25 protein-coding genes and 1 pseudogene are annotated in these 24,683 nt (G+C 70.0%); 11 read left to right on the top strand and 15 right to left on the bottom strand.

Translation table 11 applies throughout. The features are described from left to right. Positions 1 to 4 precede the first annotated feature (4 nt). Complete coding sequence (locus tag FOY53_RS17725) at positions 5 to 1,051, top strand: glycosyltransferase family 10 domain-containing protein (RefSeq protein WP_146591347.1); 1,047 nt, start codon at positions 5 to 7, stop codon at positions 1,049 to 1,051. A gap of 31 nt (positions 1,052 to 1,082) precedes the next feature. Here the strand turns inward: FOY53_RS17725 and kdsA are convergent, their stop codons facing one another. From kdsA to FOY53_RS17690, 7 genes are all read right to left on the bottom strand, one after another. Beyond that, positions 1,083 to 1,916, bottom strand: a complete 834-nt coding sequence (gene kdsA, locus FOY53_RS17720; protein ID WP_146591345.1) for a 3-deoxy-8-phosphooctulonate synthase — start codon at positions 1,914 to 1,916, stop codon at positions 1,083 to 1,085. Continuing rightward, positions 1,913 to 2,704: a 3-deoxy-manno-octulosonate cytidylyltransferase gene (locus FOY53_RS17715; RefSeq protein WP_146591343.1), complete on the bottom strand. Its 792-nt coding sequence runs from the start codon at positions 2,702 to 2,704 to the stop codon at positions 1,913 to 1,915. The genes kdsA and FOY53_RS17715 overlap by 4 nt, the downstream gene beginning before the upstream one ends. After that, positions 2,701 to 3,651: a KpsF/GutQ family sugar-phosphate isomerase gene (locus FOY53_RS17710; RefSeq protein WP_146591341.1), complete on the bottom strand. Its 951-nt coding sequence runs from the start codon at positions 3,649 to 3,651 to the stop codon at positions 2,701 to 2,703. The genes FOY53_RS17715 and FOY53_RS17710 overlap by 4 nt, the downstream gene beginning before the upstream one ends. A 157-nt stretch (positions 3,652 to 3,808) precedes the next feature. Further along, positions 3,809 to 6,895 (bottom strand): FG-GAP-like repeat-containing protein, encoded by a 3,087-nt coding sequence (locus tag FOY53_RS17705; protein ID WP_146591339.1) that lies wholly within the window; start codon positions 6,893 to 6,895, stop codon positions 3,809 to 3,811. Between the two features lie 37 nt (positions 6,896 to 6,932). Next, a complete protein-coding gene (locus FOY53_RS17700; protein WP_146591337.1) occupies positions 6,933 to 7,802 on the bottom strand; it encodes a sulfotransferase in 870 nt (289 codons plus the stop codon). Between the two features lie 146 nt (positions 7,803 to 7,948). After that, positions 7,949 to 9,160, bottom strand: coding sequence for a tail fiber domain-containing protein (locus tag FOY53_RS17695; RefSeq protein WP_146591335.1), 1,212 nt, complete (start codon positions 9,158 to 9,160; stop codon positions 7,949 to 7,951). Positions 9,161 to 9,361: 201 nt separating this feature from the next. After that, positions 9,362 to 9,808 (bottom strand): hypothetical protein, encoded by a 447-nt coding sequence (locus tag FOY53_RS17690; RefSeq protein ID WP_146591334.1) that lies wholly within the window; start codon positions 9,806 to 9,808, stop codon positions 9,362 to 9,364. Between the two features lie 288 nt (positions 9,809 to 10,096). Between FOY53_RS17690 and FOY53_RS17685 the strand changes: the two genes are divergently transcribed. The 3 genes from FOY53_RS17685 (at position 10,097) to FOY53_RS17675 (ending at position 12,130) form a co-directional block, all read left to right on the top strand. Next, positions 10,097 to 10,720 carry a phage tail protein gene (locus FOY53_RS17685; RefSeq protein WP_146591332.1) on the top strand — a complete coding sequence of 208 codons (624 nt, stop codon included), beginning with the start codon at positions 10,097 to 10,099 and terminating at the stop codon, positions 10,718 to 10,720. 85 nt (positions 10,721 to 10,805) lie between these two features. Continuing rightward, complete coding sequence (locus FOY53_RS17680) at positions 10,806 to 11,429, top strand: phage tail protein (protein WP_146591330.1); 624 nt, start codon at positions 10,806 to 10,808, stop codon at positions 11,427 to 11,429. 74 nt (positions 11,430 to 11,503) lie between these two features. After that, positions 11,504 to 12,130, top strand: a complete 627-nt coding sequence (locus tag FOY53_RS17675; RefSeq protein WP_146591328.1) for a phage tail protein — start codon at positions 11,504 to 11,506, stop codon at positions 12,128 to 12,130. Positions 12,131 to 12,221: 91 nt separating this feature from the next. Here FOY53_RS17675 and FOY53_RS23180 read toward each other — a convergent pair whose 3' ends face one another. From FOY53_RS23180 to FOY53_RS17645, 6 genes are all read right to left on the bottom strand, one after another. Continuing rightward, complete coding sequence (locus FOY53_RS23180; RefSeq protein WP_186766653.1) at positions 12,222 to 12,578, bottom strand: hypothetical protein; 357 nt, start codon at positions 12,576 to 12,578, stop codon at positions 12,222 to 12,224. After that, positions 12,565 to 14,397, bottom strand: coding sequence for a carbamoyltransferase family protein (locus FOY53_RS17665; RefSeq protein WP_146591325.1), 1,833 nt, complete (start codon positions 14,395 to 14,397; stop codon positions 12,565 to 12,567). Before FOY53_RS17665 ends, FOY53_RS23180 begins: the two co-directional genes overlap by 14 nt. Beyond that, complete coding sequence (locus FOY53_RS17660) at positions 14,394 to 15,287, bottom strand: SGNH/GDSL hydrolase family protein (protein WP_146591323.1); 894 nt, start codon at positions 15,285 to 15,287, stop codon at positions 14,394 to 14,396. The genes FOY53_RS17665 and FOY53_RS17660 overlap by 4 nt, the downstream gene beginning before the upstream one ends. 40 nt (positions 15,288 to 15,327) lie before the next feature. Further along, positions 15,328 to 16,548 carry an SEL1-like repeat protein gene (locus tag FOY53_RS17655; RefSeq protein WP_146591321.1) on the bottom strand — a complete coding sequence of 407 codons (1,221 nt, stop codon included), beginning with the start codon at positions 16,546 to 16,548 and terminating at the stop codon, positions 15,328 to 15,330. Further along, the gene (locus FOY53_RS17650) at positions 16,545 to 18,215 is read right to left on the bottom strand and encodes an SEL1-like repeat protein (RefSeq protein WP_146591319.1); all 1,671 of its coding nucleotides are present in this window, start codon (positions 18,213 to 18,215) and stop codon (positions 16,545 to 16,547) included. The genes FOY53_RS17655 and FOY53_RS17650 overlap by 4 nt, the downstream gene beginning before the upstream one ends. A 108-nt stretch (positions 18,216 to 18,323) precedes the next feature. Further along, on the bottom strand, positions 18,324 to 19,079 hold the full coding sequence (locus tag FOY53_RS17645) for a prepilin peptidase (protein ID WP_146591316.1): 756 nt from the start codon (positions 19,077 to 19,079) through the stop codon (positions 18,324 to 18,326). Between the two features lie 44 nt (positions 19,080 to 19,123). On the opposite strand from FOY53_RS17645, the gene gspG reads away from it, so the two are divergent. The 7 genes from gspG to FOY53_RS17610 are packed head-to-tail and all read left to right on the top strand — an operon-like array spanning position 19,124 to position 23,702. Beyond that, complete coding sequence (gspG, locus tag FOY53_RS17640) at positions 19,124 to 19,642, top strand: type II secretion system major pseudopilin GspG (RefSeq protein WP_342784267.1); 519 nt, start codon at positions 19,124 to 19,126, stop codon at positions 19,640 to 19,642. Further along, positions 19,627 to 20,073 carry a prepilin-type N-terminal cleavage/methylation domain-containing protein gene (locus FOY53_RS17635; protein ID WP_146591314.1) on the top strand — a complete coding sequence of 149 codons (447 nt, stop codon included), beginning with the start codon at positions 19,627 to 19,629 and terminating at the stop codon, positions 20,071 to 20,073. Before gspG ends, FOY53_RS17635 begins: the two co-directional genes overlap by 16 nt. Further along, positions 20,058 to 20,429: a type IV pilus modification PilV family protein gene (locus FOY53_RS17630; RefSeq protein ID WP_146591313.1), complete on the top strand. Its 372-nt coding sequence runs from the start codon at positions 20,058 to 20,060 to the stop codon at positions 20,427 to 20,429. The genes FOY53_RS17635 and FOY53_RS17630 overlap by 16 nt, the downstream gene beginning before the upstream one ends. Next, complete coding sequence (locus tag FOY53_RS17625; protein ID WP_146591311.1) at positions 20,429 to 21,115, top strand: type II secretion system protein GspJ; 687 nt, start codon at positions 20,429 to 20,431, stop codon at positions 21,113 to 21,115. The genes FOY53_RS17630 and FOY53_RS17625 overlap by 1 nt, the downstream gene beginning before the upstream one ends. Further along, on the top strand, positions 21,112 to 22,029 hold the full coding sequence (gspK, locus tag FOY53_RS17620) for a type II secretion system minor pseudopilin GspK (RefSeq protein WP_146591309.1): 918 nt from the start codon (positions 21,112 to 21,114) through the stop codon (positions 22,027 to 22,029). Before FOY53_RS17625 ends, gspK begins: the two co-directional genes overlap by 4 nt. 33 nt (positions 22,030 to 22,062) lie before the next feature. Continuing rightward, on the top strand, positions 22,063 to 23,214 hold the full coding sequence (gspL, locus tag FOY53_RS17615; RefSeq protein WP_146591307.1) for a type II secretion system protein GspL: 1,152 nt from the start codon (positions 22,063 to 22,065) through the stop codon (positions 23,212 to 23,214). Further along, complete coding sequence (locus FOY53_RS17610; protein ID WP_146591305.1) at positions 23,211 to 23,702, top strand: type II secretion system protein M; 492 nt, start codon at positions 23,211 to 23,213, stop codon at positions 23,700 to 23,702. The genes gspL and FOY53_RS17610 overlap by 4 nt, the downstream gene beginning before the upstream one ends. A 105-nt stretch (positions 23,703 to 23,807) precedes the next feature. Here the strand turns inward: FOY53_RS17610 and FOY53_RS17605 are convergent, their stop codons facing one another. Together FOY53_RS17605 and FOY53_RS17600 are read right to left on the bottom strand one after the other, a co-directional pair. After that, positions 23,808 to 24,326: an outer membrane protein assembly factor BamD gene (locus FOY53_RS17605; protein ID WP_146591302.1), complete on the bottom strand. Its 519-nt coding sequence runs from the start codon at positions 24,324 to 24,326 to the stop codon at positions 23,808 to 23,810. Between the two features lie 46 nt (positions 24,327 to 24,372). After that, positions 24,373 to 24,683 (bottom strand): annotated as a pseudogene (locus tag FOY53_RS17600) (hypothetical protein); the annotation flags it as partial.

The following is a 24,683-nucleotide window of genomic DNA, read 5'->3' as shown; positions in this document are numbered from 1 at the left end:
GGCGATGCGCATTCACATCATGGGCCGCCACGCCCACCGCACACCGTTTGCCTATCCTGCCTACCGCACGCTGTTCTCGCAGCGTTTCGACTATGTCGATGACCCCGAACAGGCCGATGTCATCCTGTTCGGCTATGTGCTCAACATCGATGAAAACGCCGAGGCCCTGGCGCGGCTGATCGCCCGCAAGCCGACGCTGAAGCTGGTTGTCGTCTCGGAAGAGCCGCTGTGGGACACCACCAACAGCGGCGATTTCCGCAAGCGCCACAACATCCGCAACACCGGCGCGCACAGCTTTGCCTATGCGGTGATCAACCACCACACCTCGCAGGCCTATCACTTTGACCGGCTGCCGTATTTCCTGACCACCGATGACAGGTTCCCGCTGCGCTATGCCCGGGAGTTTGCCGCCAATGCCCGGCTTGGTGCCGCAGACTATGCCGCCCTCTGGAAGGCCGCCCCGATCCGGTATGCCTTCTTTGCCGAAAACCGCGACCTGGTGAAGAAATACAGCATCTCGCATCCGGACATCGAAACCTTCGGCCTGTCGGTCTACCGCAGCGATGTCGCCAAGGGCATGCCGGACAAGGGCACGCTGCGGGTCGGGCAGGGCTGGGGCACCGCGACCACCCGCCAGAGCCTGCCGGACTGGCATCTCGACAAGATCGTGATGCTGCAGAACAACGCCTTCGTGATCTCGGCGGTCGAGAACACCAATCAGATCAACTATGTCTCGGAAAAGCTGTTTGATGCCTTCGCCTGCCGGGGGCTGCCGCTCTACTGGGCCAGCGGGCAGCACCGGGTGACAGAGATCGTGCCGGAAGGCGCCTTCGTCAACCTGCACGGCCTGTCGGCGCCAGAGGCCGCCGCGCGGATCACCGGCCTGCGCCCGGACAGCGACTTTCTCGACGCCTATGTCGCGGCGCAGACCCGGCTGCACCGGCTGTTCCGCGCCCTTGATGGCGTGATCGAGGCGCGGCTCGGCTTTTACCGGCGGCTCTCGGACGAGCTTGAGGCGGTGGTCAGCGAAGAGGCTGCAGCCGCCGCCTGACGGGCGCCGCGCGATCCGCCGCTGCCCGGTCTCAGGTCCGGTGCTTGGTCAGGTCGTCGATGGCGCGCAGGCCCTGCAGCAGCCCGCCCAGCCGGTCGACCGGCACCATGTTCGGCCCGTCCGAGGGCGCGGTGTCGGGGGCCTCGTGGGTTTCGATGAACACCGCCGCGGCCCCGACGGCCAGCGCCGCCCGCGCCAGCGGTTCGACATACTGCCGCTGGCCGCCCGAAGAGGTGCCCTGCCCCCCGGGCAGCTGCACCGAATGGGTGGCGTCCATCACCACCGGATAGCCGGTCTCGGCCATGATCGGCAGCGACCGCATGTCCGACACCAGCATGTTGTAGCCAAAGCTGGCGCCGCGCTCGCACAGCAGGATCCGACCGTTGCCGGTGCTGGCGATCTTGTCGGCCACATGCGCCATGTCCCAGGGCGCCAGAAACTGGCCCTTCTTGACGTTGATCGCCGCGCCGGTTTCGCCCGCGGCCAGCAGCAGGTCGGTCTGCCGGCTGAGAAAGGCCGGGATCTGCAGCACATCGACCACCGCCGCCACCGGCGCGCAGTGCTCGGGGGCATGCACATCGGTCAGCACCGGACAGCCGAATTCGGCCTTGATCGCGGCCAGGATCTCCAGCCCCTTGTCCATGCCCAGGCCCCGCTTGCCGCCCAGCGACGACCGGTTGGCCTTGTCGTAGCTGCCCTTGAAGATCCAGGGCGTGCGCGCCGCCTCGGCGGCTTCGGCGATGCGGCCGGCCAGCATCCGGGCATGCTCCAGGCTTTCCAGCTGGCAGGGGCCGGCGATCAGCGCGAAGGGGGCGTCGTTTGCCACCCTCACAGAGCCGATGGTGACGGATTTGGGCGCGGTCATGGCTGTCCTTCCCGGGCCAGCACCGCCTCGATGCGGGCCACGTCAATGGGGTTGTTGAGTTCCCAGAACACCCTGCCGCGGCCCTCGACCGCGACGCAGGTGACGGGGATGCCGTTTTCCAGAAACCGCAGCTGTTCCAGCCCCTCGGCCCGTTCCAGCGGCCCCTCGGGCCAGCTGCCATAGGCGTCCAGGGCGCCCGGGCGGTAGCCGTAGACACCGACATGGTGCCAGACCTCGGGCGGGGCTTCCAGCGTGCCGACATAGGGCAGCACTTCCTTGGAGAAATACAGCGCGCTGCCATCGGCGCGCATCACCGCCGTGGTGCCGCCGACCCGGCCATTGCGGCGGTCGGTGACAAAGTTCTCCAGCGTTTCGGCATCACATTTCAGCACCGGCGTCGCCATCTGCACCGAGAGGTCGGATGCCATGCGCCCGATCAGCGCCTCGACGAACCAGCCCGGCGTGAGCGGCGCATCGCCCTGCAGGTTCACCACGATGTCGGGTCTGCGGGCAAGCTGTGCCAGCGCTTCGGCACAGCGCTCGGTGCCGTTGCGCGCCGCTTCGCTGGTCATCAGCACCTCGGCGCCAAAGCCGCGCGCGGCCGCCGCAATGCGGCTGTCATCCGTCAGCACATAGACCGCCTCCGCGCCCTTGACCGACACCGCCGCTTCCCAGCTGCGCTGGATCAGGGTCTTTTTCACGCCGCTCGCCCCGGTCAGTTCCACCAGCGGCTTGCCCGGATAGCGGGTCGAGGCGTAACGCGCCGGAATGAAGATCACCGCGCTCATGCGACACCGGCCCGCAACGCATCATGGATATGCACAAGTCCCACCAGCTGATCCTCCTCGACCACAAAAAGCGCGCTGATCTTGGCGGCATTCATCACGCCCAGGGCTTCGATCAGCAGGATATCGGGCGAGATGCTGTGCGGGTGCGGGGTGGCCACGTCACCGGCCCGCCGCGTCATCAGCCCGTCAAGATTGCGCCGCAGGTCACCGTCGGTGATGACCCCGGTCAGGCGGCCCTCTTCGACCACCGCCGCCACGCCGAAACTCTTGGCGCTCATCACCAGCAGGGTTTCCCCCATGCCGGTCTCGGGGCTGACCGTGGGCAGGGCATCCCCCCGGTGCATCACCGCGCGCACCCGCAGCAGCTGTGCGCCGAGGGTGCCGCCGGGATGGAAGGTCAGGAAATTCTCGCGGTCAAAGCCGCGGTGCTGCATCAGCGCCACCGCCAGCGCATCCCCCAGGGCCATGGTCATGGTGGTCGAGGTGGTCGGCGCCATGCCGATGGCGCAGGCCTCGGGGGCATCCGGCAGGGTCAGCACGTAATCGGCCTGAGCCGCCAGGGTGCTGCCCGGGTTGCGGGTGACGGCAATCAGCGGGATGGCAAAGCGGCGGCAGTGGGCGATGATGTCCGCCAGTTCGCGGGTCTCGCCCGAGTTGGAAATCAGGATGACCGCATCGGCGGGGGTGATCATGCCCAGGTCGCCATGGCTCGCTTCGCCCGGATGCACGGTCTGCGCCGGGGTGCCGGTCGAGGCCAGCGTCGCCGCCATCTTGCCCGCCACATGGCCGGATTTGCCCATGCCCGAGACGATCACCCGGCCGGGAATCTGCAGCAGGCAGGTCACCACCGCCTCGAAATCCCGGGGCAGTTCATCGCCCAGCCGCGTCAGTGCGGCCGCCTCGGTGTGCAGCACGCCGCGGGCGATATCGGCGGGGGTCTGGGTCATCTCGCGGGGCGTCCTGTGGCTGCTGGTGTGCCCGTCATACCGGGCAGGCCGGGGCGTGTCCAACGGATCGCGGCGGCCGGGGTGTCCCCGCCGCAGACCCGGGCCGCCGTGCCGCGCGGCGCGGGGATGTTTCCGGGCGGAGGCGGGCGGAAGCGGCTCAGTCACCCCGCCGGATGGTGTAGAGGGCACCGGCCGCGAGCGGACCGGCAACCCGGGTCACCTGCCCATCGGCCCAGCGCAGGGACAGGCTGGCCGCCTGATCTGCAGACCCAAGGCCGAAATGCACCCGGGGCGCATCGAACGACATGAACCCGCCGCCCAGCTGGATTTCACGCGTCATGATGCCGCCCGCCACGCCGGTCAGGGTCAGCAGCGCGCCGATGCCGTCGCGGTTGCCCAGACGATCGTCCAGCTGAAACGCGATGGCGTTGCCGCCTGCGGCATTGTTGCGGAACAGTTGCAGCGGGCCGTTGACCGGATGGGTCACCATGTCGAGATCACCGTCATTGTCGATGTCAAAGGCGGTGGCGGCGGCGGTCATCAGGTAATCCTCGAGCCCGAAGGGGCCGGAGGCCTCGGTGAAGGTGCCGCCGCTGTTGTGGAAAAACAGGTTCGACGGGCTGACCTCGTTCGGCACCCAGGTGCCGTTGACGATATAGACATCCTGCCAGCCGTCGTTGTCAAAATCCGCCACCTTGGTGTCCCAGGACCAGCCGCCGACCTCGAGCCCGCGCCGCCCGGCGGTGTCGGCATAGGCCGCGCCGTCCCGTTCGAGCAGCACGTTCGAGCGCAGGATCTGCTGCACCGAGGCTTCGGCCTCCTGCGCGGTCACGGCGCGGACCGGCAGGAAGTGCAGTTCGCAGAAACTGCGCGGGCGCGGCTGGGTGTCGGGGATCAGCTTGCAGATCGACGGGTCGTTGCGCTGGATGGCGAGATCCTTGATCAGCATCGCCCGGCATTCCGCCTGCAGGCGTCCGCTCAGCTCCTGGCAGTTTGACGCATAGGTCGGGTCAAAATTGTTGCCCGACTTGTACCAGGTCTTGATCGCCATGTTCTGGGCGCAGGTGGCTTTTGCCGCGGGGTTGATGATGGTGTCGCAGTAGCGCGACAGGGGCTGCATCTTGAGCTTTTCCGACACCCCCGAGGAGCGCCCGGCGATCTGGGCAAAATAGATCTCGGGCACGCCGTCGTTCATCAGATCGGCGGTCTTGATCGCCATGGTGGTGGTGGTGGTGTGCGGCAGCATGGCGTCGGCGTGGGTGATGGCGGTGAAGCCGCCGGCGCCATCGCCGCGGTAGATATAGTCGGGGATCTCGAAATCGTTGCCGACCAGCAGATCGGCGGTGCCGTTGCCGTCGATGTCCGAGAACAGGATCGACAGGGTCTCGCCGGGGATGCCGGGCAGGTCGGTATAGCGCGCGCCGTCCAGGCCGCCCCCGCTCTCGCCGCTGTTCCAGACCACGCGGTTGCGGCTCTCCTCTCCCGGCACGCGGCGGTACCAGCCCGAGGTCCAGTTGCCAAGCGCGAGGTCAAGGTCGCCGTCACGGTCGGCGTCGGCGAGGCTGAGGGCCAGCGAGAGCACGGCGCCATCGCGGTTGGCGATCGGCGTGGCCGCAGAGGTGAACCCCCGGGGGCCGTTTTTCCACAGGAAATTGCCCTGGCGGTAGGTGGCGAGCAGCAGATCGCGCCAGCCGTCGTTGTCGACATCGGCCAGCACGGCGTTGAACACCGGCAGGGCGGCCAGCGGGCCCGGATCGACACTGATCCGGCTGAATCGGCCGGTGCCGTCATTGGCATAGAGATAGAGACCGGCCTCGGTCGAGGCGACCACAAGGTCGAGATCGCCGTCATTGTCGATGTCCCCCGAGGCGAGGCTGCGCCCCTCCCAGAAGGGCGGCCACATGTCGGCCATGGAGAATTCCAGCGGTGCGTCGATCCCGGCCTCTGCCGCCTCCATGCGGGTGAACCCGGTGGCGGCGGCGGGCGATTTCGGCGCAAAGGGTGCGGCGGTCACGGTGATCCGGGCCGCATCCGCGCCGGTCACGCTCCAGGGGGCGGCACCGGCGGCCTGCGCGGCCCACAAAAGCCGCGGCGGGGTCGCCTCGCCGGTGAGAAGTTTCAGCGCCTGGTCGGATTTGTAGTCATGCCAGAGCTGCGCGGCACAGCCCGAGACGACCCCCATCAGCAGCACCGCCCCCGCCAGCATCACCGCCGCGCGACGGCCCAGGGACTGGGCAACGATGAAGTAGGAATAGATACTGAAACTGCCCAGGGTGAACAGCAGCGCCATGACATATCCCTGTGCCATGCCGCTGGCCAGCAGCACTCCGGCCATCACCACGTCAAAGCCGATCGGCACCGGCAGGAACACCCCGACGGCGGCGACCAGCACCAGCACCCCGAGGCTGAAGCCCAGGCCCATCACCATGTCGGCCGGCAGCAGCACCGCCGCCAGGGTGCCCAGGACCCCGGCCAGCAGCATCAGCGGCACGGTCATCCGGACGATGTACCACAGGTTCCACAGGTAGCTGCGCGCGACCTGCCACAGGGCCCTGTGCAGGCCTTCGCGCTCCGGGGCGCCGGGGGCCAGTTCCGCCGCGCTCCAGGGGGTCTGGATGCGCTGATCCTCGGCGATCTCGGTCTGCGGCAGCAGCCGTGCCATCAGCGGAATCACCAGCAGGATGATCACCAGCGACAGCGCGATCTTGGTCAGCGCCATATAGAGCGGCAACAGCGAGAACAGCATGGTCAGCACAACCACGTTCAGCGTCGGCGAGGCGATCATCGCCGACAGCGTGGTTTCGGCGCGCAGGCCGCTGGAATACATCCCGCGCGCGATCGGAGCGGCGCAGTTGACGCAGACCCCGAGCGGGGTGCCGATCACAAGCCCGAGCAGCGAATTCGAGAACCGCCCCCGGAAGCTGCGCCTGCGCAGATGGCCCGCGGCGGTCAGGAAGGCGGCGGCGAAGAGCACCCCAAAGGTCATGCCCTTGCGGTTGGTGTCGATCCAGTTCAGCGTCGACCAGAACAGATGCTCGGGCAGGGCCATGTCCGGGGTGATCGGGAACCTGGCCTCAAAGCTCAGCACGTCTTCGAGCTGGATCGCGCCGGACATCATCGCCTTTTCGTTCAGCGCCGGATACCGCGAGCCGGACCAGAACAGGGCGGCCAGCACGGCGAGGATCAGCAGACTGAGGGCAAAGCGCATCCGGTGGGACGGATTGTGCAGAAACGGTTCGGACATGGGATCAATCGATATGCTGCAATGGGATGGTCAGAGGCTACTCCAGGGCAGCGGCTTTATCCATGTCCGATTGCAGCGCCCGCGCCGCGGTCAGATCGGCGCCGGGAAAGCCGGACAGGGGCCGGTCGCTGCTGCGCCCGATGCTGGTGGGCCGCAACAGGTCGGCGGGCAGTTCAAGGCCCTCGGGGGCGCCGAGAAAGCGGCGGATGCGCGGCCATTGCGCCGCGGGGTCGGCACAGAACGCCTCGTAGCGCACGACAAGGAACCGCCCGGGCATGTGCTGCGTGCCGTACAGCAGCGCGGCGCGGTTGGCGGCGGTCCAGAAGCGCAGCTGGCGCAGCGGCATCGGCGTGCCCGCCCCGGGCGGCAGCGGATAGAGGTGTTCCCAGTGCCGCGCCTGCCAGGTGTTGGCGCTGAACGCCATGTCCAGCCCGTCGCGCAGCACATGGATGTAGCGCAGGCCGGGGATCTGGCGGTCGAGCGCGGGCAGGAAGACATGGGTGTTGGGCTCTTTCCAGCCCCAGGGTCGGGGTCCGGCCGGCGGCGGGAGCGAATCCGCCAGCGCCTGGGCATGGCACGTATGCGGGCCGCATTTCCAGCCGCCGTCAGGCGGCAGGTCAGCGCCCAGCCGGGCGATCAGCGCGCGCTCGGCCGGGTCCAGCCCGTCCGCCAGGCCACAGGTCATGGCGCGGACAAACAGGGCCGCGGCCTGGGCCACCGCCTCGGGGGGCGGACGGGTGCCGGTCCAGGCGCGGCGCTTGAACAGCACCGCGAACCACAGGTTGTCGAGCGGCTCGTTCAGGGTGTCGCCGATATGGATCCCGGCATGGCGCAGCATCGCCGCAAACACCCGGGTGCCCGAGCCGCCAAGCCCGCCGATGGCGGTGGGGGAATCGAAGGTGTCCATATGCGCGCCCTGCTGCCGGATGCCGCGGGTGTGCCTGATCGGCGCGGCCCTGTCAGCCGGGGAGTGAAAAAAAATGCCGGCCGGAGGGGATGCAAAAACGGGCGCCCCGGGGCGCCCGCCTTGATGCCGGAAATCGGTGCAGGATCTCAGTCGGCCAGAACGCGGCGTTCCAGCAGGTCGAGCCGGGCGCGCAGATCGGCGTTCTCGGCGCTCAGCGCCTGGATCGCGGCCAGGGCCACGCCGGTGCTGTCCAGCGTTGCGATGCCCTTGTCGGTGTGGCCGGTGCCGAAGGCGGCATAGAAATCCTGGGCCATCGGGCCGATGTGGCGCACGCCGGTCTCGGCCTCGTCGATATAGGTCCAGCTGGTGACCGGCAGGGCGGTGACCTTGGCGAGGATCTCGCCGGTGTCGACCGGCTCGATCGCCATCTTGGCGTTCTTGTCCGACAGTTCGGTCAGGGTGCCGTCGATGGTCAGGTTGCCGTTGGCGGCCAGATCGAACACCGCGTTCGAGGCGGTTTCATTCGGCACGATCAGCAGGTTGGCCCCGGCGCTGAACATCCACTGCGCTGCGGCATTGGTGGTGTTGTTCATGTAAAGCTGCACCGCGCCGTCGTTTTCCAGACGCAGCATCTGCAGCGGGCCGGTGCCGCCGGTGTCCTGCACCAGCATCTGCCCGGTGCCATTGGTGCGGCTGACGTGCAGCGCGGCGGTGGGGGCGGTGATGCCAACGCCGATGTCGCCGGTCGACCCTTCGATGTTCAGCGCGTTGCTGGGCGCGTTGGGGAAGATCCGGAACGGCAGTTTCGAGCCGTTGGTGGTATCGCGGACGAAGAAGTTCGCCTCGTTGCCGGCCAGGTCCCAGACCTGCGGGGTAAAGCCCGAAGATCCGTCCTGTTCCAGCCGCAGGGTCGGGGTGTTGCCCATCTTGGTGTGCAGGGTCACCACCGGCGTGCTGGTGCCGACGCCGATCCGCATGGCATTGTCGACATACAGCGTGTTGCTGGGAGTGTTGCCTTCGATGGTGAACGGGATGCGGCCGCCGTCGACGTCGGTGACGGAAAACTTGTCGGCGCCGCCATTGGAGGATTCGTTGAAGGTGAGTTCCCAGTCCCGGGTCGGGAACGAGGCCGAATTCGAGGTGTCGAAGGCCCGGATGCGCAGGTTGTTTTCCTTGAGCCGCAGGGTGTCGAAGCCGAACGACTCGCCGTTGACGCAGTCAAAGCCGACGCAGATCGAACCCTGGACGATCAGATCGTCGGGGATCACCTGATCAGCCCGGGCGCCGCCGGTCAGGGCAATCAGGGCGGTGGCACCGAGAAGGAGCGAAATACGGGTTGGGGGAAAGGCGCATGACATGCTGGAATCTCCTAATAATGGCTACAAAGACATTTTCTCCGCACACCCGAAAACAGCGGCCGCGGAAACGGGTCCGGTTCAATTGCAGAAAGTATAGACAGGTTTCTGTTTCTTTTGAAATATTTTTCTCGGATCTGACCCGGGCTGACACGAAACCGGCGGCCGCCGGCGGTCCGTCCTGCGCCCCTCCCCGGGGCGGCTTCAGCCGTCGCTGCTGCCTTCCTGTTCGTCCTTGGGGGTGATGATCGCGCCGCGCTCGACGACAAAATGCCCGGTGGCATAAAACGGCACCGCGGTCGAATCGCGCTGCGCCTCGCCGCGGCCGTCATCGCTGGGGTTGATGATGGCTTCGCGCTCTTCGGTCGCGGCGCGCAGTTCATAGCGGTAGACGCCGTCCTGCGCCTCGGCGCGGTCCAGTTCGAACACCGGGGTGCCCGAGGCGGCGTAGATCTCGGTGATCTTGCCGTTGGGGGCGACGACCACCAGGGTGGCATTGCTCAGCCCGGTCCAGTTTTCGAACCAGACGGCGCTCGAGTTGTGCTGCTGGACCGGGTCGGTGGCGGCAGCGGCGGCAGCGGCCAGGCCAAGGCTCAGCCCGGCGGCGAGGCAGCAGCGCCGGACAGCGGGGCGGAAGGATGAGAACGGCATCGGGACCTCTTTCACAGGTTTACAGTTGCATCGGAGTTCAGCCCCCCGGCGAGTCGGCGGACGCCAGGGCGGAACGGCGACTGTCCCGTGCATAGCGCAGGACAGCCCGGCAATCATCTGCAAACAGCCCGAAGGCCGGATCCCGGCCCGGCCCGGGCCTGTCCGGGATGCGCCGTGAACCGGGCAGCAGAGCCGCGCGGTCTTCTGTCTGCCGAAATCTTTTGCAATGAATCCGGTTCTGGCCGATGGTTCATCTACGTTAAGATGTATTTAACCGGAGAGATCCCCATGAAGTATTTGAAAAAGGTCCTCTGTGCCACGGCGTCTCTGCTGGCACTGGCCGCACCGATATCGGCGGTTCCGGACCGGGCCGCCGCCGGGGCAAACCCGTATCTGGGGGATATCATCGCGGTGGGCTATACTTTCTGCCCGCGCGGCTGGACCAGCGCCGAAGGGCAGCTGTTGTCGATCAATTCGTTCCAGGCGCTGTTTTCCCTGCTGGGCACCACCTATGGCGGCGACGGGCGCACCACCTTCGGTCTGCCCGACCTGCGCGGCCGCGTCGCGATGGGCCAGGGTTTCGGGCCGGGGCTGTCCCCGCGCTATGAGGGGCAGAAATTCGGCGCCGAGACGCGGGTGTTGTCCGTGAACCAGATGCCGGTCCACAGCCACGCGGTCAACGCCAACAATCTGGATGGCGACAAAGCGGGGCCTGGGGACAAGCTTCTGGCGGCGGCGCCCCCGAGCGGCACCGGGTCCGAGACGATCTATTCGGACAAGCCCCATGACCGGCAGATGTCGACAGAGATGATTTCGACAGTCGGAGGGAATCAGCCGCTGGGCATTCAGGACCCCTACCTGGCGCTGCGCTACTGCATTGCGCTGCAAGGCATCTTCCCGTCGCGGAACTGAGCGGCCCGGCGCCGCGAGACATGAACCGGCGTCCTGCCCCGTGGCAGAGGCGCAGGATTTTCCACCAGGAATTTCGGAGAAACCGATGACATATCTGAAAAAGGCCGCCGTCACGGCGCTGAGCGTGCTGACACTGACGACGGGTCTGGCCGGAACCCCGCACCGGGCCGAGGCCGGGACCACCCCCTATGTCGGCGACATCATGATCGTCGGCTTTGACTTCTGCCCGCGCGACTGGGCCAGGGCCGACGGCCAGCTGCTGCCGATCGCGCAGTACGACGCGCTGTTTTCCCTGCTCGGCACCACCTATGGCGGCGACGGGCGCAACACCTTCGGTCTGCCCGACCTGCGCGGCCGGGTCACTATCGGTCAGGGCACCGGTCCCGGGCTGAGCACGCACCGCCAGGGGCAGGTCGGCGGTGTCCTGACCCGGACCATGACCCAAGAAACGATGCCGGCCCACAATCACCTGGTCAATGTCAACAACGAGGATGGCGACAAGCCCGGGCCGGGCGGCAAGCTTCTGGCCGCGGCCCCGACGGGGGGCACCGGCAACGAGACGATCTATTCGACGAAGCCCTACAACAAGACGATGTCCGACCAGATGATCGGCGCGACCGGCGGCAGCATCGCCTTCAGCACCCAGGACCCGAACCTGGCGATCACGCATTGTATCGCCTTGTTCGGGATCTATCCGTCTCGGGACTGACGGCGGTGCCCGGCCTCACCTCAGTCCCGCCGCGCCCCTGGCGCCGTGCATTCGACCCGCATCTGGAGATTTCCATGACATATCTGAAACAAGTGATACCCACATCCCTGCCGGTTCTGGCCCTCGCCCTGGCCGCCCTTGTCACCCCCGACCGGGCCGCCGCCGATGCTGATCCCTTTTTGGGAGAGGTCGCGCCGATGGGCATCGTGAACTTCTGCCCGCGCGGCTGGGCCAGCACCGACGGCCAGTTGCTGTCGATCGCTTCGAACACCGCGCTGTTTTCACTGCTCGGCACCACCTTTGGCGGCGACGGGCGCTCCACCTTCGGTCTGCCCGACCTGCGCGGCCGCAATCCGGTCGGCGTCGGCTCCGGCCCGGGGCTGTTTCCGCGTGCCCTGGGATCGCGGATCGGACAGGAGGAGGCGACCCTGAACATCATCAACCTGGCCGGCCACAACCATCAGGTGAGGGCCAACAACGAGGATGGCGACAAGCCCGGCCCGGCCGGCAAGCTTCTGGCGGCGGCGCCCCCGGGTGGGAACGGGACGGAAACGATCTATTCCGATCAGGGCCCCACGGTCACGATGTCGGCGGACATGATCGCCGACGCCGGCGGCGAAGTTCCACTGAGCTTGCTGGATCCGACGCAGGTCATCCGCTACTGCATCGCCACTGTCGGGACCTACCCGTCGCGGCCCTGAGCCCGCGCCGGAGCGGATGGCCCCTGCATGGACCGGGGCGGGCAGCCTCTGTCCGCGCGCCCCGGGTCCCGGCGGCCCGGACCACCGGACATCAGACCACCGGATAGACGTAGCGCGACAACCGCGGCGCCGCGGTTGGCCCCGGCGCGGCGGACAGCGTGCCGTCGCGCAGCCCCGTGTCCAGCGCCGCCAGCAGCGCCGCCAGCTCCGGCATGCCCTGCACCCCGGCTTCGGCCTGCAACTGCACCAGCAGCTGCCCGTCGGCCCCGTAGACCTCGGCAAAGCTCCGCGGCGGCGCGTTCAGGGCCGCCATCGGCGGCGCCAGCAGGCTCTGCCCGTCGGCGGGGGCCTGCGGCGCCGGCATGGTTTCCGGCCCGGCGGCGGTCAGCAGCACCCGCAGGCGCTCGAACAGGGCGGCGTCATCAGTCTGCGGCTCAGTCTGCGGCAAAGCGCATCCTCCCGATCTTTTGTTGCACCCAGTCCGGCTGGGCCGATTTGTGGACCAGAAACGGCCCGATCGCCAGCAGGTCGAGATGGGTGTTGAGAAAACAGTCGATGGCATCCCCGGGGGCGCAGACAATCGGCTCTCCGCGGACGTTGAACGAGGTGTTGAGCAGCATCGGACACCCCGTCATGGCATGAAACGCCTGCAGGATCGCCCCGGCCCGCGCGCCGCCCGCCGGATCGACGGTCTGCAGCCGGGCGCTGAAATCCACATGGGTCACGGCGGCAAAGTCGCTGCTGACCGCGCCCTGCAGATCCATCGGCGCATTCAGGCCCCGGGCGCGCGCCTGCTCCAGATCATCCGCGCCGCGGAAGGCAGGTTTCAGTTTGGTCACCAGCAGCATGTAGGGGCTGTCGCTGGGCGCCTCGAACACCGCCGCCGCCTGGTCGGCGAGCACGATGGGGGCAAAGGGGCGCCAGTCCTCGCGGAACTTGATGCTGCGGTTGACCCGGCTCAGCGTCTCCGTGCCGCGCGGATCGGCCAGGATCGAGCGGTTGCCGAGCGCGCGCGGACCAAACTCCATGCGGCCGTCGAAATGGCCGACGATCTGCTTGTCGGCCAGCGCGGCGGCCACCTGCCGCGCCAGGGTTCCGGCGTCGGCGGGTTCGTCATGGACCAGACCGGCGGCCTCCAGCGCGGCGCGGATCTCGTCTGCGGGGTAGGCGGGTCCCAGCAGGCCGGCCGCCATGGCGTCGTGGCCCCTGCGGCGGGCGGGCGGCGCCGGGGCGCGGCTGTGGCCAAGCTCGAGCGCCGCGCCAAGTGCGCCGCCGGCATCCCCCGCGGCCGGCTGGATCCACAGCCCGTCAAGCCCGGGCAGGTCGAGCAGCAGCCGGGTGTTGGCCAGACAGTTCAGCGCCACCCCGCCGGCCAGGCACAGATGGCGCTGGCCGGTGCGCTGCAACGCGGTACGGGCCAGCGCCAGCACCGCCTCTTCCAGCACCGCCTGCACCGAGGCCGCCATGTTCATGTGAAATGGTGTGACCGGCGCATCCGGGCGGCGCACCGGCTGGCCGAACAGCATCTCGAACAGCGGGGTGATCGTGCTCAGGGACCGGTCAAAGCCGAAGTAGTCCATGTTCAGCGCGAAAGAGCCGTCGGCGCGCAGGTCGATCAGCCTGTCCAGGATCTGGCGGCGCATCAGCGGGGCGCCGAACGAGGCCAGCCCCATCAGCTTGTATTCCCCCGAGTTCACCTTGAAGCCGCAGTACTGCGTGAAGGCGCTGTAGAACAGCCCGAGCGAATGCGGGAAGCGGATCTCGCCCACGGCGGTCAGCCCGCCGGCCTCGCCCGACCACAGGGTTGTCGTCGAATATTCCCCGACCCCGTCCAGCACCAGCACCGCCGCCCGCTCGAACGGCGCCGGGTAGAAGGCCGCCGCCGCATGGCTGCGGTGGTGCGGTACAAAGAACAGCTTTCCGGGCTCGCCCGCCACCTCCAGCAGCTGGCGCGGCAGCTCCTGCGTCAGGCTGCGCAGGGTGCTCAGCATCTGCGGCCAGAGCGGCGCGCCGCGCGGCGCGAGGCTGCGGGCCGTGTCGAGGATACGGCGGGTCTTGAGGCCGGGATCCTCGTAATAGGCCACCGCGTCGGGGCTCTGCCCGCCGGGAAGCTGCGACAGGCAGTAGCGGATGGCCTGTTCGGGAAACCGCCAGTCGGCCTTTTCCCGGCTGAAGCGCTCCTCCTGTGCGGCGGCGATGATGCGGCCGTCCTGCACCAGTGCGGCGGCGGAATCGTGAAAATGCGACGAGATGCCGAGGATCCTCATGCGGCGCCTCCTGCGGGCAGCGCCGCGCACAGGCCGGTGACGACCGGCAACAGCCGTTCGGCGAACATCCGGTTGGCCGGCACGTTGGGATGGATGTCCATCGGCATGAAGGTGTGCGCCGCGTCATAGGGGGTCGAGATGTCGCGGGTGTCGGGAAACCGGCCCTGCACCGCGGCGTTGAAGTCGGGGTCCAGCGAATCCAGCAGCACGAAGGCCAGCGGGATGGCGGCCGCGGCCGCCGCCTCGCGCACCCGGTCAAGCACCGCCAGGGTGGCGGCATTGATCATGTAGTCGTCGGGCAGGAAGATGTCGAACTCGGCATCGCGGATCACCGGCTGCCAGAGCGGGTGATAGACGATGCGCGCCCGCCCCGAGGCCTCCATCCGCGCCACCGGCACCTGTTCGACCCCCAGCCGGTACCAGTCGGGGCTGAGATACTGCCGCATCCGCTGGGGATGGGCGATGTTGCGGAACCGGTGGTCGCTGATGATGGCAAAGACCGCCACGTCGACCGCGCCATCGGTGATGTCGCGGCGGAACTGCAGGTAGTTCTGCACGGTGCCATGGCCGCCGATGCCGCGGTTGCGGATCCGCACCTGCGGCCGGGCCTTTTGCAGGCGGCCGGCAAAGGTCTCCGCGTCCGACAGGCCGGTGCCATAGGTGAAGGAACAGCCATACAGCGCAACCTGCGGCCCGGTGGCGGTGGCCGCCCCCGGCACATGGCGCCAGCCGTCGGCACCGATGGTCTGCAGGATGTGGCGGCGAAAGCCGACCCGCAGGCCGTGGCCGGGCGCCAGCGTCCAGCCGACCACCGGGTCGGGGCGGAACAGGTGGCGGGGCCGGGAGACGACCCTGTCAGACAGGGCGGGCGTTTCGGGAGCAAGGGTCATGCCGGGGTCTTTCTCAGGTCCGCTGCTGCGGAGCGGGGTCTCAGGGGGAAGGGGTGGGGGCCGAGGCCGGAGCGCCCGGCACGGCCTGGGCCCATCTGGCCTCGGCCAGGGCCTGGGCCTCGTTGATCTGGCCGCTGGTCATGCGGGCCTGCAGTGCGGCGCTGAGGGCAGGCGCACTGTCCAGCCCCGCCGAGCCGGCCAGCACCAGCCACATCTGCGCCAGCACATAGTCCTGCGGCACGCCGCGCCCCCGCATGTAAAGCAGCCCCAGACCGGCCATCGAGGCGGCATGGCCCTTGGCGGCGGCGCGCCCGAACAGCGCGGCGGCCTGCTGCCAGTCCTCTGGCGTCGGCTCCGTGCCCTGCACCAGCAGCCAGCCAAGCTGGAATTCCGCCACCGGGTCACCGGCCCGGGCGGCGGCGCGCAGCGCATCCCGCGCCGCGGGCTCGGACGGGGGCGGGGCAAGGCGGGGATCATAGGCAAAGCCGGTCTCGGCCACCGGTGCCCCGGCGCTGCCCAGCCGGTAAAGCCGGGCCGCCTCGGCGTCGTCCTGGGGCACGCCATAGCCGTTGTCATACATCACCCCGAGGTTGGTGATCGCCTGCGCCAGCCCCTGTTCGGCAGCCGCGGCAAACAGCTGCGCGGCGCGGGTGTAGTCCTGCGGCACACCGCTGCCGCGCACATAGAGCAGGCCAAGGTTGTTGAGCGCGCGGGCGTCTCCGGCGGCGGCGGCGGGTTCATACAGCGCCCGGGCACGGTCAGGATCCTGCGCCACCCCGGTGCCGTTCTGGTACATCACCCCCAGGCTGACGGCAGCCCCGGTGTGGCCCGCCCCGGCGGCCCGTTCATAGAGCCCGGCGGCGCGGGTCAGGGTCTGCGGATCATCGCGCGCCTCTTCCAGCACGCCGGCCAGGTCGTAAAGATGCTGCGGCGCGCCCTGATCCGCCGCGGCCCCGAGCCAGCGCAGGGCGGCGGCACGGTCGGCCTGCACCCCGAGCCCGCTGTGATAGTAGCGGCCAAGCCGGTTCTGCGCCTCGGCCACACCGGCCTCGGCCGCGCGGGCGAACCAGTCGGCGGCGCGGGCAAAGTTCTGCACCACGCCGTCGCCGTCATGATAGCGCTGCGCCAGGGTGATCTGGGCGGCGGTGTCGCCGCTCTCGGCCGCCCCGGTCAGGCTGGAAATATCCGCATCCTGCGCCACCGACACGGCGGGCAGCAGCGCCAGCAAGAGCGCCAGAACGGCGAGCCCCTGCGTCCTCATGGCGACCCCGTCACGGTCTGCACGGTCGCGGGCACCCGGGCCGCGATATCCGCATGCAGCTTGCGGGCACGGGTCTGCGCCTCGGCAATCTGCTCCGGGGTCATCAGCGCGGCGATCACTTCGCGGGTCTCGGCAGAGGGCTCGTCCCCCGCCCCGGCAGCCAGGTTGAGCCAGCTGTGCGCGGCGACGTAATCCTGCGCAAGCCCGTGGTCGCCGCCGGCATAGGCCTGCCCGAGCAGCGCCTGCGCCGGCACATCCCCGGCACCGGCGGCGCGGATCAGCCAGCCGGTCGCCTCTGCCTGCCGGGAGGGCTGCCCGGCGCTGTCCTGCAGCAGAACCCGCCCCAGCATGGCCTGCGCATCCGGCATGTCCTCTCCGGCGCGGGCGGTCAGCCAGTCCAGCGCCGCCGCATCCCCCTCCAGCGCCGCCACCGCCGCCCAGGGCACGGCGCGCTGCGGTGCAAGCCTGCCGTCCAGCGCCCCGGCCCCGGCCATCCGGCCCAGCCGCTGCATCGCCGGCCTGTGGCCGGCCTCCGCCGCCTGACGATAGAGCGCGATGGCCCGGTCGGGATCAGCGGCGGTGCCGCGCCCGGCCTCGGTCAGGGCGGCGAGCGCGGTCACCGACTGGGGCAGCCCGACCCTGGCGGCGCGCTCGTACCAGTGATAGGCGCGGGCATCGTCCTGCGTCAGCAACCCGCCCATGGCATAGGCCTGCCCGAGGTTGTTCATCGCGCCGGGATCGCCCGCCTCGGCGGCCTCTTCCAGCCAGCGCAGCGCTTCGGTGGCATCGGCGGGCACCCCGGTGCCATTCAGGTAATGGGTGCCAAGGAGACGCTGCGCCAGCGGCAGCCCGGCCTCGGCGGCGCGGCGGTACCAGCGCAGCGCCTGTGCCGGATCGGCCGGGCGCAGGCGGCCCTCGTCATAGCTCAGCGCCAGAAACACCTGCGCCTCGGTGTGGCCGACCGTGGCGGCCTCTTCGAGCCAGCGCAGCGCTTCGGGCGGATTCCTGTCCGTGCCGGTGCCGTCGATATAGGCGCGGGCCAGGTCGAACTGCGCCGCGGCGTGGCCCTGCTCGGCCGCCGCCAGGAACCAGGTGAAGGCAGCCCCGGGATCGCGTTCCATGCCATCCCCGGCCAGCGCCAGCCGCGCCAGCGCATACTGGGCGGCGGCATGGCCGCGCGCCGCCGCCCCGGTCAGAAGGGACACGGCGCGCGGCGCGTCCCGGGTCACATCCGGCAGATCGGCGGCCAGCAGGATCTCGGCCAGCAGGGTCGCGGCCTCGGCATGGCTCTGCGCCACCGCGCGCTCCAGCCAGGTCATGGCGCCCGGCAGATCACGCGGCCCGCCGCGGCCCTCGGCCAGCACCCGGCCATAGCGGTACTGCGCCAGCGGCGCGCCGGTCTCTTCGGCCAGTTGCCTGAGACCTTCGCGCACAAGCACATAGTCACCGCGCTGCCAGGCCTGTTCGATGACCGCCATCGACGTCAGGTCCTTGTCCTGGGTTTCGACCGTCTCGGTTTCCGAGCCCTGGATTTCGGAGCCCTGGGTTTGTGAACCCGGGGCTTCGGGGGTCTGCCCGGCCTGCACCGTTGCCTCCTGGGCGAGGACCGGCAGGGCAGAGGCGGCGAGGATCAGCAGGGCGGCAATCGGCTTGGGAAATCGGGGCATTCGGGACCTTTTCTGCAGGCGAAATCGAGTGGGTTCAAATGCGCCCCGGCGCGCGGCGGCCCGGGAAAACAGGCCAAGGGTAACGCGGATCCATGCGGCGTGCGAGCCTCAATTCGCCAGCATCGGGACCAGCCAGACCGCCGCGCCGCCCGCCGCCAGCGCCGCCCCGAACGGCAGCGCCCTGCCGGCCCGCCAACCGCCCTGCGACACCGCCGCCACCGCCAGCGCCAGCAGGGCCGAAACCAGCACCAGCAGCGGCAGGTCCAGCGGCCCGCTGAGCGCGCCGAGGCCAAACATCAGCTTTACATCGCCGAGCCCCAGCCCTTCGCGGCCCCGCAGCGCGCGGTAGCCGATCCGCAGCGCCAGAAAGCTGCCCGCCCCGATCAGCCCGCCGGTGAGGGCCGATCCGACATCGCCGAACAGCACCGCCCAGACCAGCGCCAGCAGCGCCAGCGCAAGGGTCAGCGGGTCGGGCAGGCGGAAATGAAGCAGGTCACACAGCGCCAGCGTCCAGAGCAGCCAGAGCCCCAGCGCGATCAGCCCCGCCGCCAGCGGTGTCGCCGCCAGGGCCACCGCAAGCAGCGCCGCGCCGGTGGCGGCCAGTTCGGTATACAGCAGCCAGGGCGGGACCGCCGCCCCACAGTGGCGGCAGCGCCCGCGAGTCCGCACAAAGGACAGCACCGGCACCAGATCGCACGGACGCAGCCGGGTGCCACAGGCGCGGCAGGCCGAGCCGGGCCAGACCACGCTTTGCCCCCGCGGCAGCCGGTCGATCACCACCCCCAGGAACGAACCCACCACCGGTGCCACCAGCACCAGCAGAATCGAAAGGGTCCGCGCATCGGGAAGGAAAACGTCCGCCATGGCGGCAAGCTGTAGGGGCCGGCGCCGGTGCTGTCCATTGCCGGTTGGCGATTGCCCCGGCGCGGTCGGCTGCCTATCATGCGGCGGGCAACGATCAGGATTTCAGCACGATGCACGACAGCCACTCCTCCCGGAAGACGACAGACCCCCGCGACGCCGGGTTCTCGCTGCTGGAACTGATGGTTGTGGTGGTGATCCTGTCGATCCTGGCGCTGGTGATCGTGCCCCGGGTCATCGACCGCCCCGATCAGGCCCGCGCGGCGCGGGCGCAGTCCGACATCGCGGCGATCTCGTCGGCGGTGAACCTCTACCGGCTGGACAATTTCCGCTATCCGACCACCGAGCAGGGGCTGGCGGCGCTGGTGAGCGCGCCCGCCTCTCCGCCCGAGGCCGCGAACTGGTCGGGCTACATGGACCGGCTGCCGCAGGATCCCTGGGGGCAGCCCTACCAGTATCTCGCCCCCGGCGTGCACGGGGACTTCGACATCTTCACCTATGGCGCCGACGCCACGCCCGGCGGCGCGGGGCCGGATGCGGATATCGGGTCATGGATGACAGAATAGTCTCGGACACGGCGGGATTCTCCCTGATCGAGCTGCTGGTGGTGGTGGCCGTGCTGGCCATCCTGGCCATCGGCGCCAGCCTTGCCGCAACCCGGGGCAGCAGCGCGGACAGTGATGCGCAGCGCTTTGAGCGGAGCTATGCCATGGCGCGCGCACTGGCGGTGCAGGGCCAGGAGCGGCGGGGGCTCGTGATCACCCCGCGCGGCAATCAGGGCGCGCGCTGGAGAGACGGGCGCTGGCAGCAGACCGGACGCGAGCACCGCTGGCGCGGACGGGTGACCTTTGCCGTCACCGGCCCGCAGACGCAGGACCCCGGGATCGTGTTCCTGCCCAACGGCCGCACCACCGCCTTTTCCATCCGCTTCGGCGACCCCGGGACAGTGCAGTGCCGCAGCGACGGCTGGACAGGTCTGACATGCGACGCAGGCTGACCGGCGAGCGCGGCCTGACGCTGCTGGAACTGGTGATCGCGGTGGCGGTGCTGGCGATCGGCACCCTGGCGGCGCTGCGCGCCACCGACCAGTCGCGCCGCGCGCTGGCCGGGGCGCCGCTGCGGCTGCTGGCGCAGGTCGCCGCCGAGAACCGCGCCGAAGAGCTGCGGCTTTACGGCACGGTGGCCGCGGGCGGGCTGCCCGCCAGCGTCACCCTGGGCGGGCAGGTCTTTGCGGTGGAGGTGCGTCTTGCGCCCACCGCCGCCGGCCTCAGCGAGGCCAGGATCACCGCCCGCGCCCAGAGCGGCGAAGGCGCCCTGCTGGTCGCGGTGCTGCCCGGCCCGGGGGCAGAGTGATGCGCGGTGCCCGCCGGCACGAGAGACGGGACGGTGACCGGGACGGCGGCCTCACCCTGATCGAGCTGGTGGTGGCGATGGCAATCTTTGCACTGGTGGCGGTGATGGGCCTGCAGGCGCTGACCGGGGCGATGCGGATGCGGGACCGGCTGATACAGATCGACACCGACACGGCGGAACTCGGCCTTGCCCTCAGCCTGCTGCGCGCCGATCTGGGGGCTGTGGTGCCGCTGCTGTTCCATGCCCCCGGCGCGCCGCCGCGCTCGGCGCTGGACCTGGACGCCACAGGCCGGGTGCTGGGCCTGTCGCTGGCGGGGCAGCCGGCGCTGCCGCCGGTGCCCGGACCCGGGTTGCAGCGCGCCGAATGGCGGCTCGAGGCGGGGCAGCTCAGCCGCCGGGTCTGGCCCGCGCTCTATCCGGCGGCGGCGGGGGATGTGGCGCCCGGCGTGGTGATGCTGCGGGGGGTGCGCGGCTGGGGTCTGCGCAGCCACTGGGCCAAGATCGGCTGGGTCGGCGGCGTCGCCAGCGGTGAGCTCGACAGCGCGCCGGAGCCGTCGGGCGGCGACAGCGATGCGGGCCTCGCGAGCGTGCCCGAGAGCTATTCCAGCGTTCTGCCCGAAGCGGTCGAGCTGACGCTGGACACCGAACGGTTCGGCCGCATCGTGCTGCTGGAGAGCCTGAAATGAGCCCCCGCAACCGCGGCTTTGTGCTGGTCAACGCGCTGGTGCTGGTGGCGGCGCTGGCGGGCATCGCGGTGCTCCTGCTGGGCCGGGCCGAAGGCGCGCGCGCACGGCTGGCCGAAACCCAGGGCGCGGCGCAGATCGGGCTGTACCTCGATGCCTTCGAGGCGCTGGCGGTGACGCTGCTGGCCGCGGACCGGGCCGGGGGGGCGGCGGATCACCTGCGCGAACCCTGGGCGCGGGCAGAATATGACGTGCCGCTGGACCGGGGCCGGGTCGCGGGCAGCATCCGTGACCTGCAGGGCCGCTTCAACATCAACTGGCTGGCCAATGTGAACAGCCCCCGCACCTGGGAGAGCTTCCATCTGCTGCTGCAGCGGCTGGCGCTGCCCTCGAGCCTGGGGGACGAGATCGCCGGTTTCCTGAGCCCGGACGGGCCGGTGAACACGGCGCCCTATGCACGCCAGAACCCGGCAATCAGGCCGGTGGGCGGACCGGTGCTGCTGCTTGACCAGCTGCGCGGGATCCCGGCGCTGCAGCCGCGCGATTTCGACCGCCTGCAGCCCTTTCTGGCGGCACTGCCGGGGGAGTCGACGCTGAACGTCAACACCGCCCCGGCCGAGGTGCTGCAGGTGATGATCCCGGGGCTGGCGACGGCGGTGACCGACCGGCTGGTGCAGAGCCGGACCCTGGCGCCGTTTGTGTCGATGGAGGATTTTGTCGACCGCATGGTCGGGTTCGGCGCCACCAGCGGTCTGAGCGAGGAGGATCTGCCGCGCTTCGGGGTGGGCAGCCGCTGGTTTGGCGCCGAGATCGCAGCGACGCTGGAGGGCCGCGAGCGCCACAGGACGACCGTCTTCGAACGGCTGCCGCTTCCCGGCGGCGTCCGGGTGGCCTATCGTCTGGATCAGGTGCCCTGACCCCGGGTGCGCGGCAACAGGAACGAGGTCCCCGTGAGCAGCAGAAAGCAGATCGCCATGCACCCGCTGGGAGCGGCCCCGGGCACGGGGCAGCATGTGGCGCTGGTGCCCGGCGCCGAGGTGCCGCTGCTGGCGCTGGACCTGCCGGCCCGGCTGCGCGGCCCGGCGCGCGAGGATGTGGCCCGCCGCCAGCTGCGCGACCGGATCGGCGTGGCCGGCGAACATGTCGAGATGCGGCCCTTCTTTGCCCCCGGCCGCGGCGAGCACTGGCACCGCGCCCTGGTGGCGGACGGCGCACGGCTGGCGGCCTGGCGCGCCGGGGCGGGCCCGGGCTGCCGGGCGGTGCTGCCCGACTACCTTGCCCTGCCGGTGGCAGCGGGCCTGTGGTCCGTGCAGATCGAAAATGGCTCGGTGCAGGCGCGGCTGGGGCTGGAGGACGGGTTTTCAGCCGATCCCGATCTGGCCCGGCTGATGCTGGCGAGAGCGCTTGAGGACGGTGACATTGCCCCGCCCAGGGCCGTGCTGCTGCAGGGCGAGGACGCGGAGATCACGGCGCTGATGGCGGCGCGTGACATTCCCGTCGTGCGGGACGCCGCCGCACTGAGCCCATTGGGTCTGGCGCGCCCCGAAGCGCTGGCGCATGGCGAGCTGGCGTTTGATCTGCGCGCCGATCCGCGCGCCGCCCGCGAGACGCTGCGCCGCCGGGTGCTGCCCTGGCGCTGGCCGCTGCTGATCGGGCTGCTGGCCTCCGGGCTGTGGGCGGCGGCGCAGGTTGTGGCGACGCAGGCCCTCGAGGCCGAGACCCGGGCAGAGCGCGACGCCACCCTGGCACTGGTGCGCCGTCATTTCGTGCCAACGGGGCCGGTGCTGGACGTGCGCACCCAGGTCGCGCGCGCGCTGGCCGAACGCCAGGATGCAGCGCGCGACTGGCAGGGGCGGGTGTCGCCGCTGACGCTGTTCGGACAGGTGGCGCGGGTGGTGAGCGGGGCGGGCGCGGTGTCCGGTGAATATACCTATGAGCGCGACAGCCTGACGGCGGTGTTGCGGCTGGAGGATTTTGCCGCCGCCGAGGCGCTGGTCACCGCCCTGCGCGATGCCGGGCTGGGGGTCGAGGTTGTCGATCTGCGGGTCAGCGACAGCGCCACGGGCGTGCGGGCCGAACTGCGGCTGAGGGCGGACCCATGAGCGCGCGGCTGATCGACCTGCTGGCCCGGCTGGCCCCGCGCGAGCGGGTGCTGCTGGCGGTGCTGGTGCTGGGCGTGCTGCCCGCCGCGCTCTGGTTTGCCGTGCTGGAGCCGCTGGCGACACGGCGCGTCGCGGCCGAGGCGGAGCTGCGCGAGGCGCGCGCGCTGGCGGGCTGGGTCAGCGCCCGGGCCGGGGAACTGGCCGCGCTTGACCAGGGCGACTCCACCGGGCCCCGCGCGCCGGTGGGGCTTTCGGCGGTGGAGCAGAGCCTGATTTCCGCGGAACTGCGCGGCGCCGTCTCGGAGCTGTCCAACCGCACCGGGGGCGGCATCGAACTGCGCTTCGAGACGGTGGCCTTTGCCGATCTGATGCACTGGCTGAGCGCGCAGGACCCCGGCTGGGGCTATGACATCGACGCCTTCCGGCTGCGCGCCGCAACCGCGGCCGGAGAGGTGGCGGCAGAGCTGCGGCTGATGCCGCAGGACTGAGACGGCCCCCCGCCAGACAACATCCGGCCAGACAGCGCGCCTGGTTCCGGTGCCCTGTGGACGCCGTGCCCTGTGAACGATCTGCGGCAGAGGCCGCCGCGGGGTCTACCCCAGCGTCCTGAGCCGGACCCGGATGCTGGCCTGCCGCCCGGCCAGGGCGCCAAGCGGGTCGAGCGCGGGCTCGTGTTCCAGCACTTCGGAGATCGCCAGTTCGGCCTGGCTCAGCAGACGCCTGCCGGCGCCGGTGTCGCCGGACTGGATCGCCACCAGGCCCAGTTCGTGGTCCGCCGTGGCCTGTACCGACAGCGCGGCGCGGCGGCCGGTCCCCGACTGGCTGCCGGCAAGCTGACGCGCCTCGCGGGCGGCCGCGGCATAGTCCCCGGCGCGCAGCAGGGAATGGGCGTATTCGAGACGGATCCGCGGCTCGAGCGGGCCGGCCCGGGTCAGCAGGCGGGCATAGGTGCGGCTGGCCCGGTCATATCGGCCCTCTTCGAGCGCGTCGCGGGCCGAGAAATACTGGGTCCGGAACCCGGCATCACCCGGTCCCGCGCCCTGTTCGCAACTGACAAGCATCAGCGCGGCGAGGGCAAGAACCCCTGCCCGGAGGGTGTGACATCTCTGCATGACCTGCTCGTTCTCGGTTTTTATTGTTTTGCGAGTAACTGCGATTTTACCATGGAAGCGGGTGTGCGTCTACAAAAGCGTGCGCCCCGGCCGGGACAGTGTATCTGGACAGGAACCGGGCGCTGTACGACCATGCGCTGTGCCGACTCTGAAACCCGAGGATCCGACCGTGATGCGCCTGCTTGCCGTTCTCGCCGCCCTGGCCGCGCTTGCCGCCACTGCCCTTGCGGGGCAGGAACTGTGGCTGGTGCTGCAGGCGCCGGTGCCGAAGCAGGCCGAACCGCAGCCCCATGTCAGTCGAGTGGAACCCCCGGATTGCCACCGCCTCGGGCACGCCCCCGCCGGTCCAGGGGGTGC

Origin of the sequence: Puniceibacterium confluentis (assembly GCF_007923445.1) — a bacterium.
Lineage (GTDB): Bacteria > Pseudomonadota > Alphaproteobacteria > Rhodobacterales > Rhodobacteraceae > Puniceibacterium > Puniceibacterium confluentis.
Note: the sequence above shows the minus strand (reverse complement) of the source record. Positions and strands in the feature narration are given on the sequence as shown.

Coding starts and splice junctions, on each gene's coding strand:
- FOY53_RS17725 (WP_146591347.1), top strand. CDS start 5: ATGCGCATTCACATCATGGGCCGCCACGCCCACCGCACACCGTTTGCC.
- kdsA (WP_146591345.1), bottom strand. CDS start 1,916: ATGACCGCGCCCAAATCCGTCACCATCGGCTCTGTGAGGGTGGCAAAC.
- FOY53_RS17715 (WP_146591343.1), bottom strand. CDS start 2,704: ATGAGCGCGGTGATCTTCATTCCGGCGCGTTACGCCTCGACCCGCTAT.
- FOY53_RS17710 (WP_146591341.1), bottom strand. CDS start 3,651: ATGACCCAGACCCCCGCCGATATCGCCCGCGGCGTGCTGCACACCGAG.
- FOY53_RS17705 (WP_146591339.1), bottom strand. CDS start 6,895: ATGTCCGAACCGTTTCTGCACAATCCGTCCCACCGGATGCGCTTTGCC.
- FOY53_RS17700 (WP_146591337.1), bottom strand. CDS start 7,802: ATGGACACCTTCGATTCCCCCACCGCCATCGGCGGGCTTGGCGGCTCG.
- FOY53_RS17695 (WP_146591335.1), bottom strand. CDS start 9,160: ATGTCATGCGCCTTTCCCCCAACCCGTATTTCGCTCCTTCTCGGTGCC.
- FOY53_RS17690 (WP_146591334.1), bottom strand. CDS start 9,808: ATGCCGTTCTCATCCTTCCGCCCCGCTGTCCGGCGCTGCTGCCTCGCC.
- FOY53_RS17685 (WP_146591332.1), top strand. CDS start 10,097: ATGAAGTATTTGAAAAAGGTCCTCTGTGCCACGGCGTCTCTGCTGGCA.
- FOY53_RS17680 (WP_146591330.1), top strand. CDS start 10,806: ATGACATATCTGAAAAAGGCCGCCGTCACGGCGCTGAGCGTGCTGACA.
- FOY53_RS17675 (WP_146591328.1), top strand. CDS start 11,504: ATGACATATCTGAAACAAGTGATACCCACATCCCTGCCGGTTCTGGCC.
- FOY53_RS17665 (WP_146591325.1), bottom strand. CDS start 14,397: ATGAGGATCCTCGGCATCTCGTCGCATTTTCACGATTCCGCCGCCGCA.
- FOY53_RS17660 (WP_146591323.1), bottom strand. CDS start 15,287: ATGACCCTTGCTCCCGAAACGCCCGCCCTGTCTGACAGGGTCGTCTCC.
- FOY53_RS17655 (WP_146591321.1), bottom strand. CDS start 16,548: ATGAGGACGCAGGGGCTCGCCGTTCTGGCGCTCTTGCTGGCGCTGCTG.
- FOY53_RS17650 (WP_146591319.1), bottom strand. CDS start 18,215: ATGCCCCGATTTCCCAAGCCGATTGCCGCCCTGCTGATCCTCGCCGCC.
- FOY53_RS17645 (WP_146591316.1), bottom strand. CDS start 19,079: ATGGCGGACGTTTTCCTTCCCGATGCGCGGACCCTTTCGATTCTGCTG.
- FOY53_RS17635 (WP_146591314.1), top strand. CDS start 19,627: ATGGATGACAGAATAGTCTCGGACACGGCGGGATTCTCCCTGATCGAG.
- FOY53_RS17630 (WP_146591313.1), top strand. CDS start 20,058: ATGCGACGCAGGCTGACCGGCGAGCGCGGCCTGACGCTGCTGGAACTG.
- FOY53_RS17625 (WP_146591311.1), top strand. CDS start 20,429: ATGCGCGGTGCCCGCCGGCACGAGAGACGGGACGGTGACCGGGACGGC.
- gspK (WP_146591309.1), top strand. CDS start 21,112: ATGAGCCCCCGCAACCGCGGCTTTGTGCTGGTCAACGCGCTGGTGCTG.
- FOY53_RS17610 (WP_146591305.1), top strand. CDS start 23,211: ATGAGCGCGCGGCTGATCGACCTGCTGGCCCGGCTGGCCCCGCGCGAG.
- FOY53_RS17605 (WP_146591302.1), bottom strand. CDS start 24,326: ATGCAGAGATGTCACACCCTCCGGGCAGGGGTTCTTGCCCTCGCCGCG.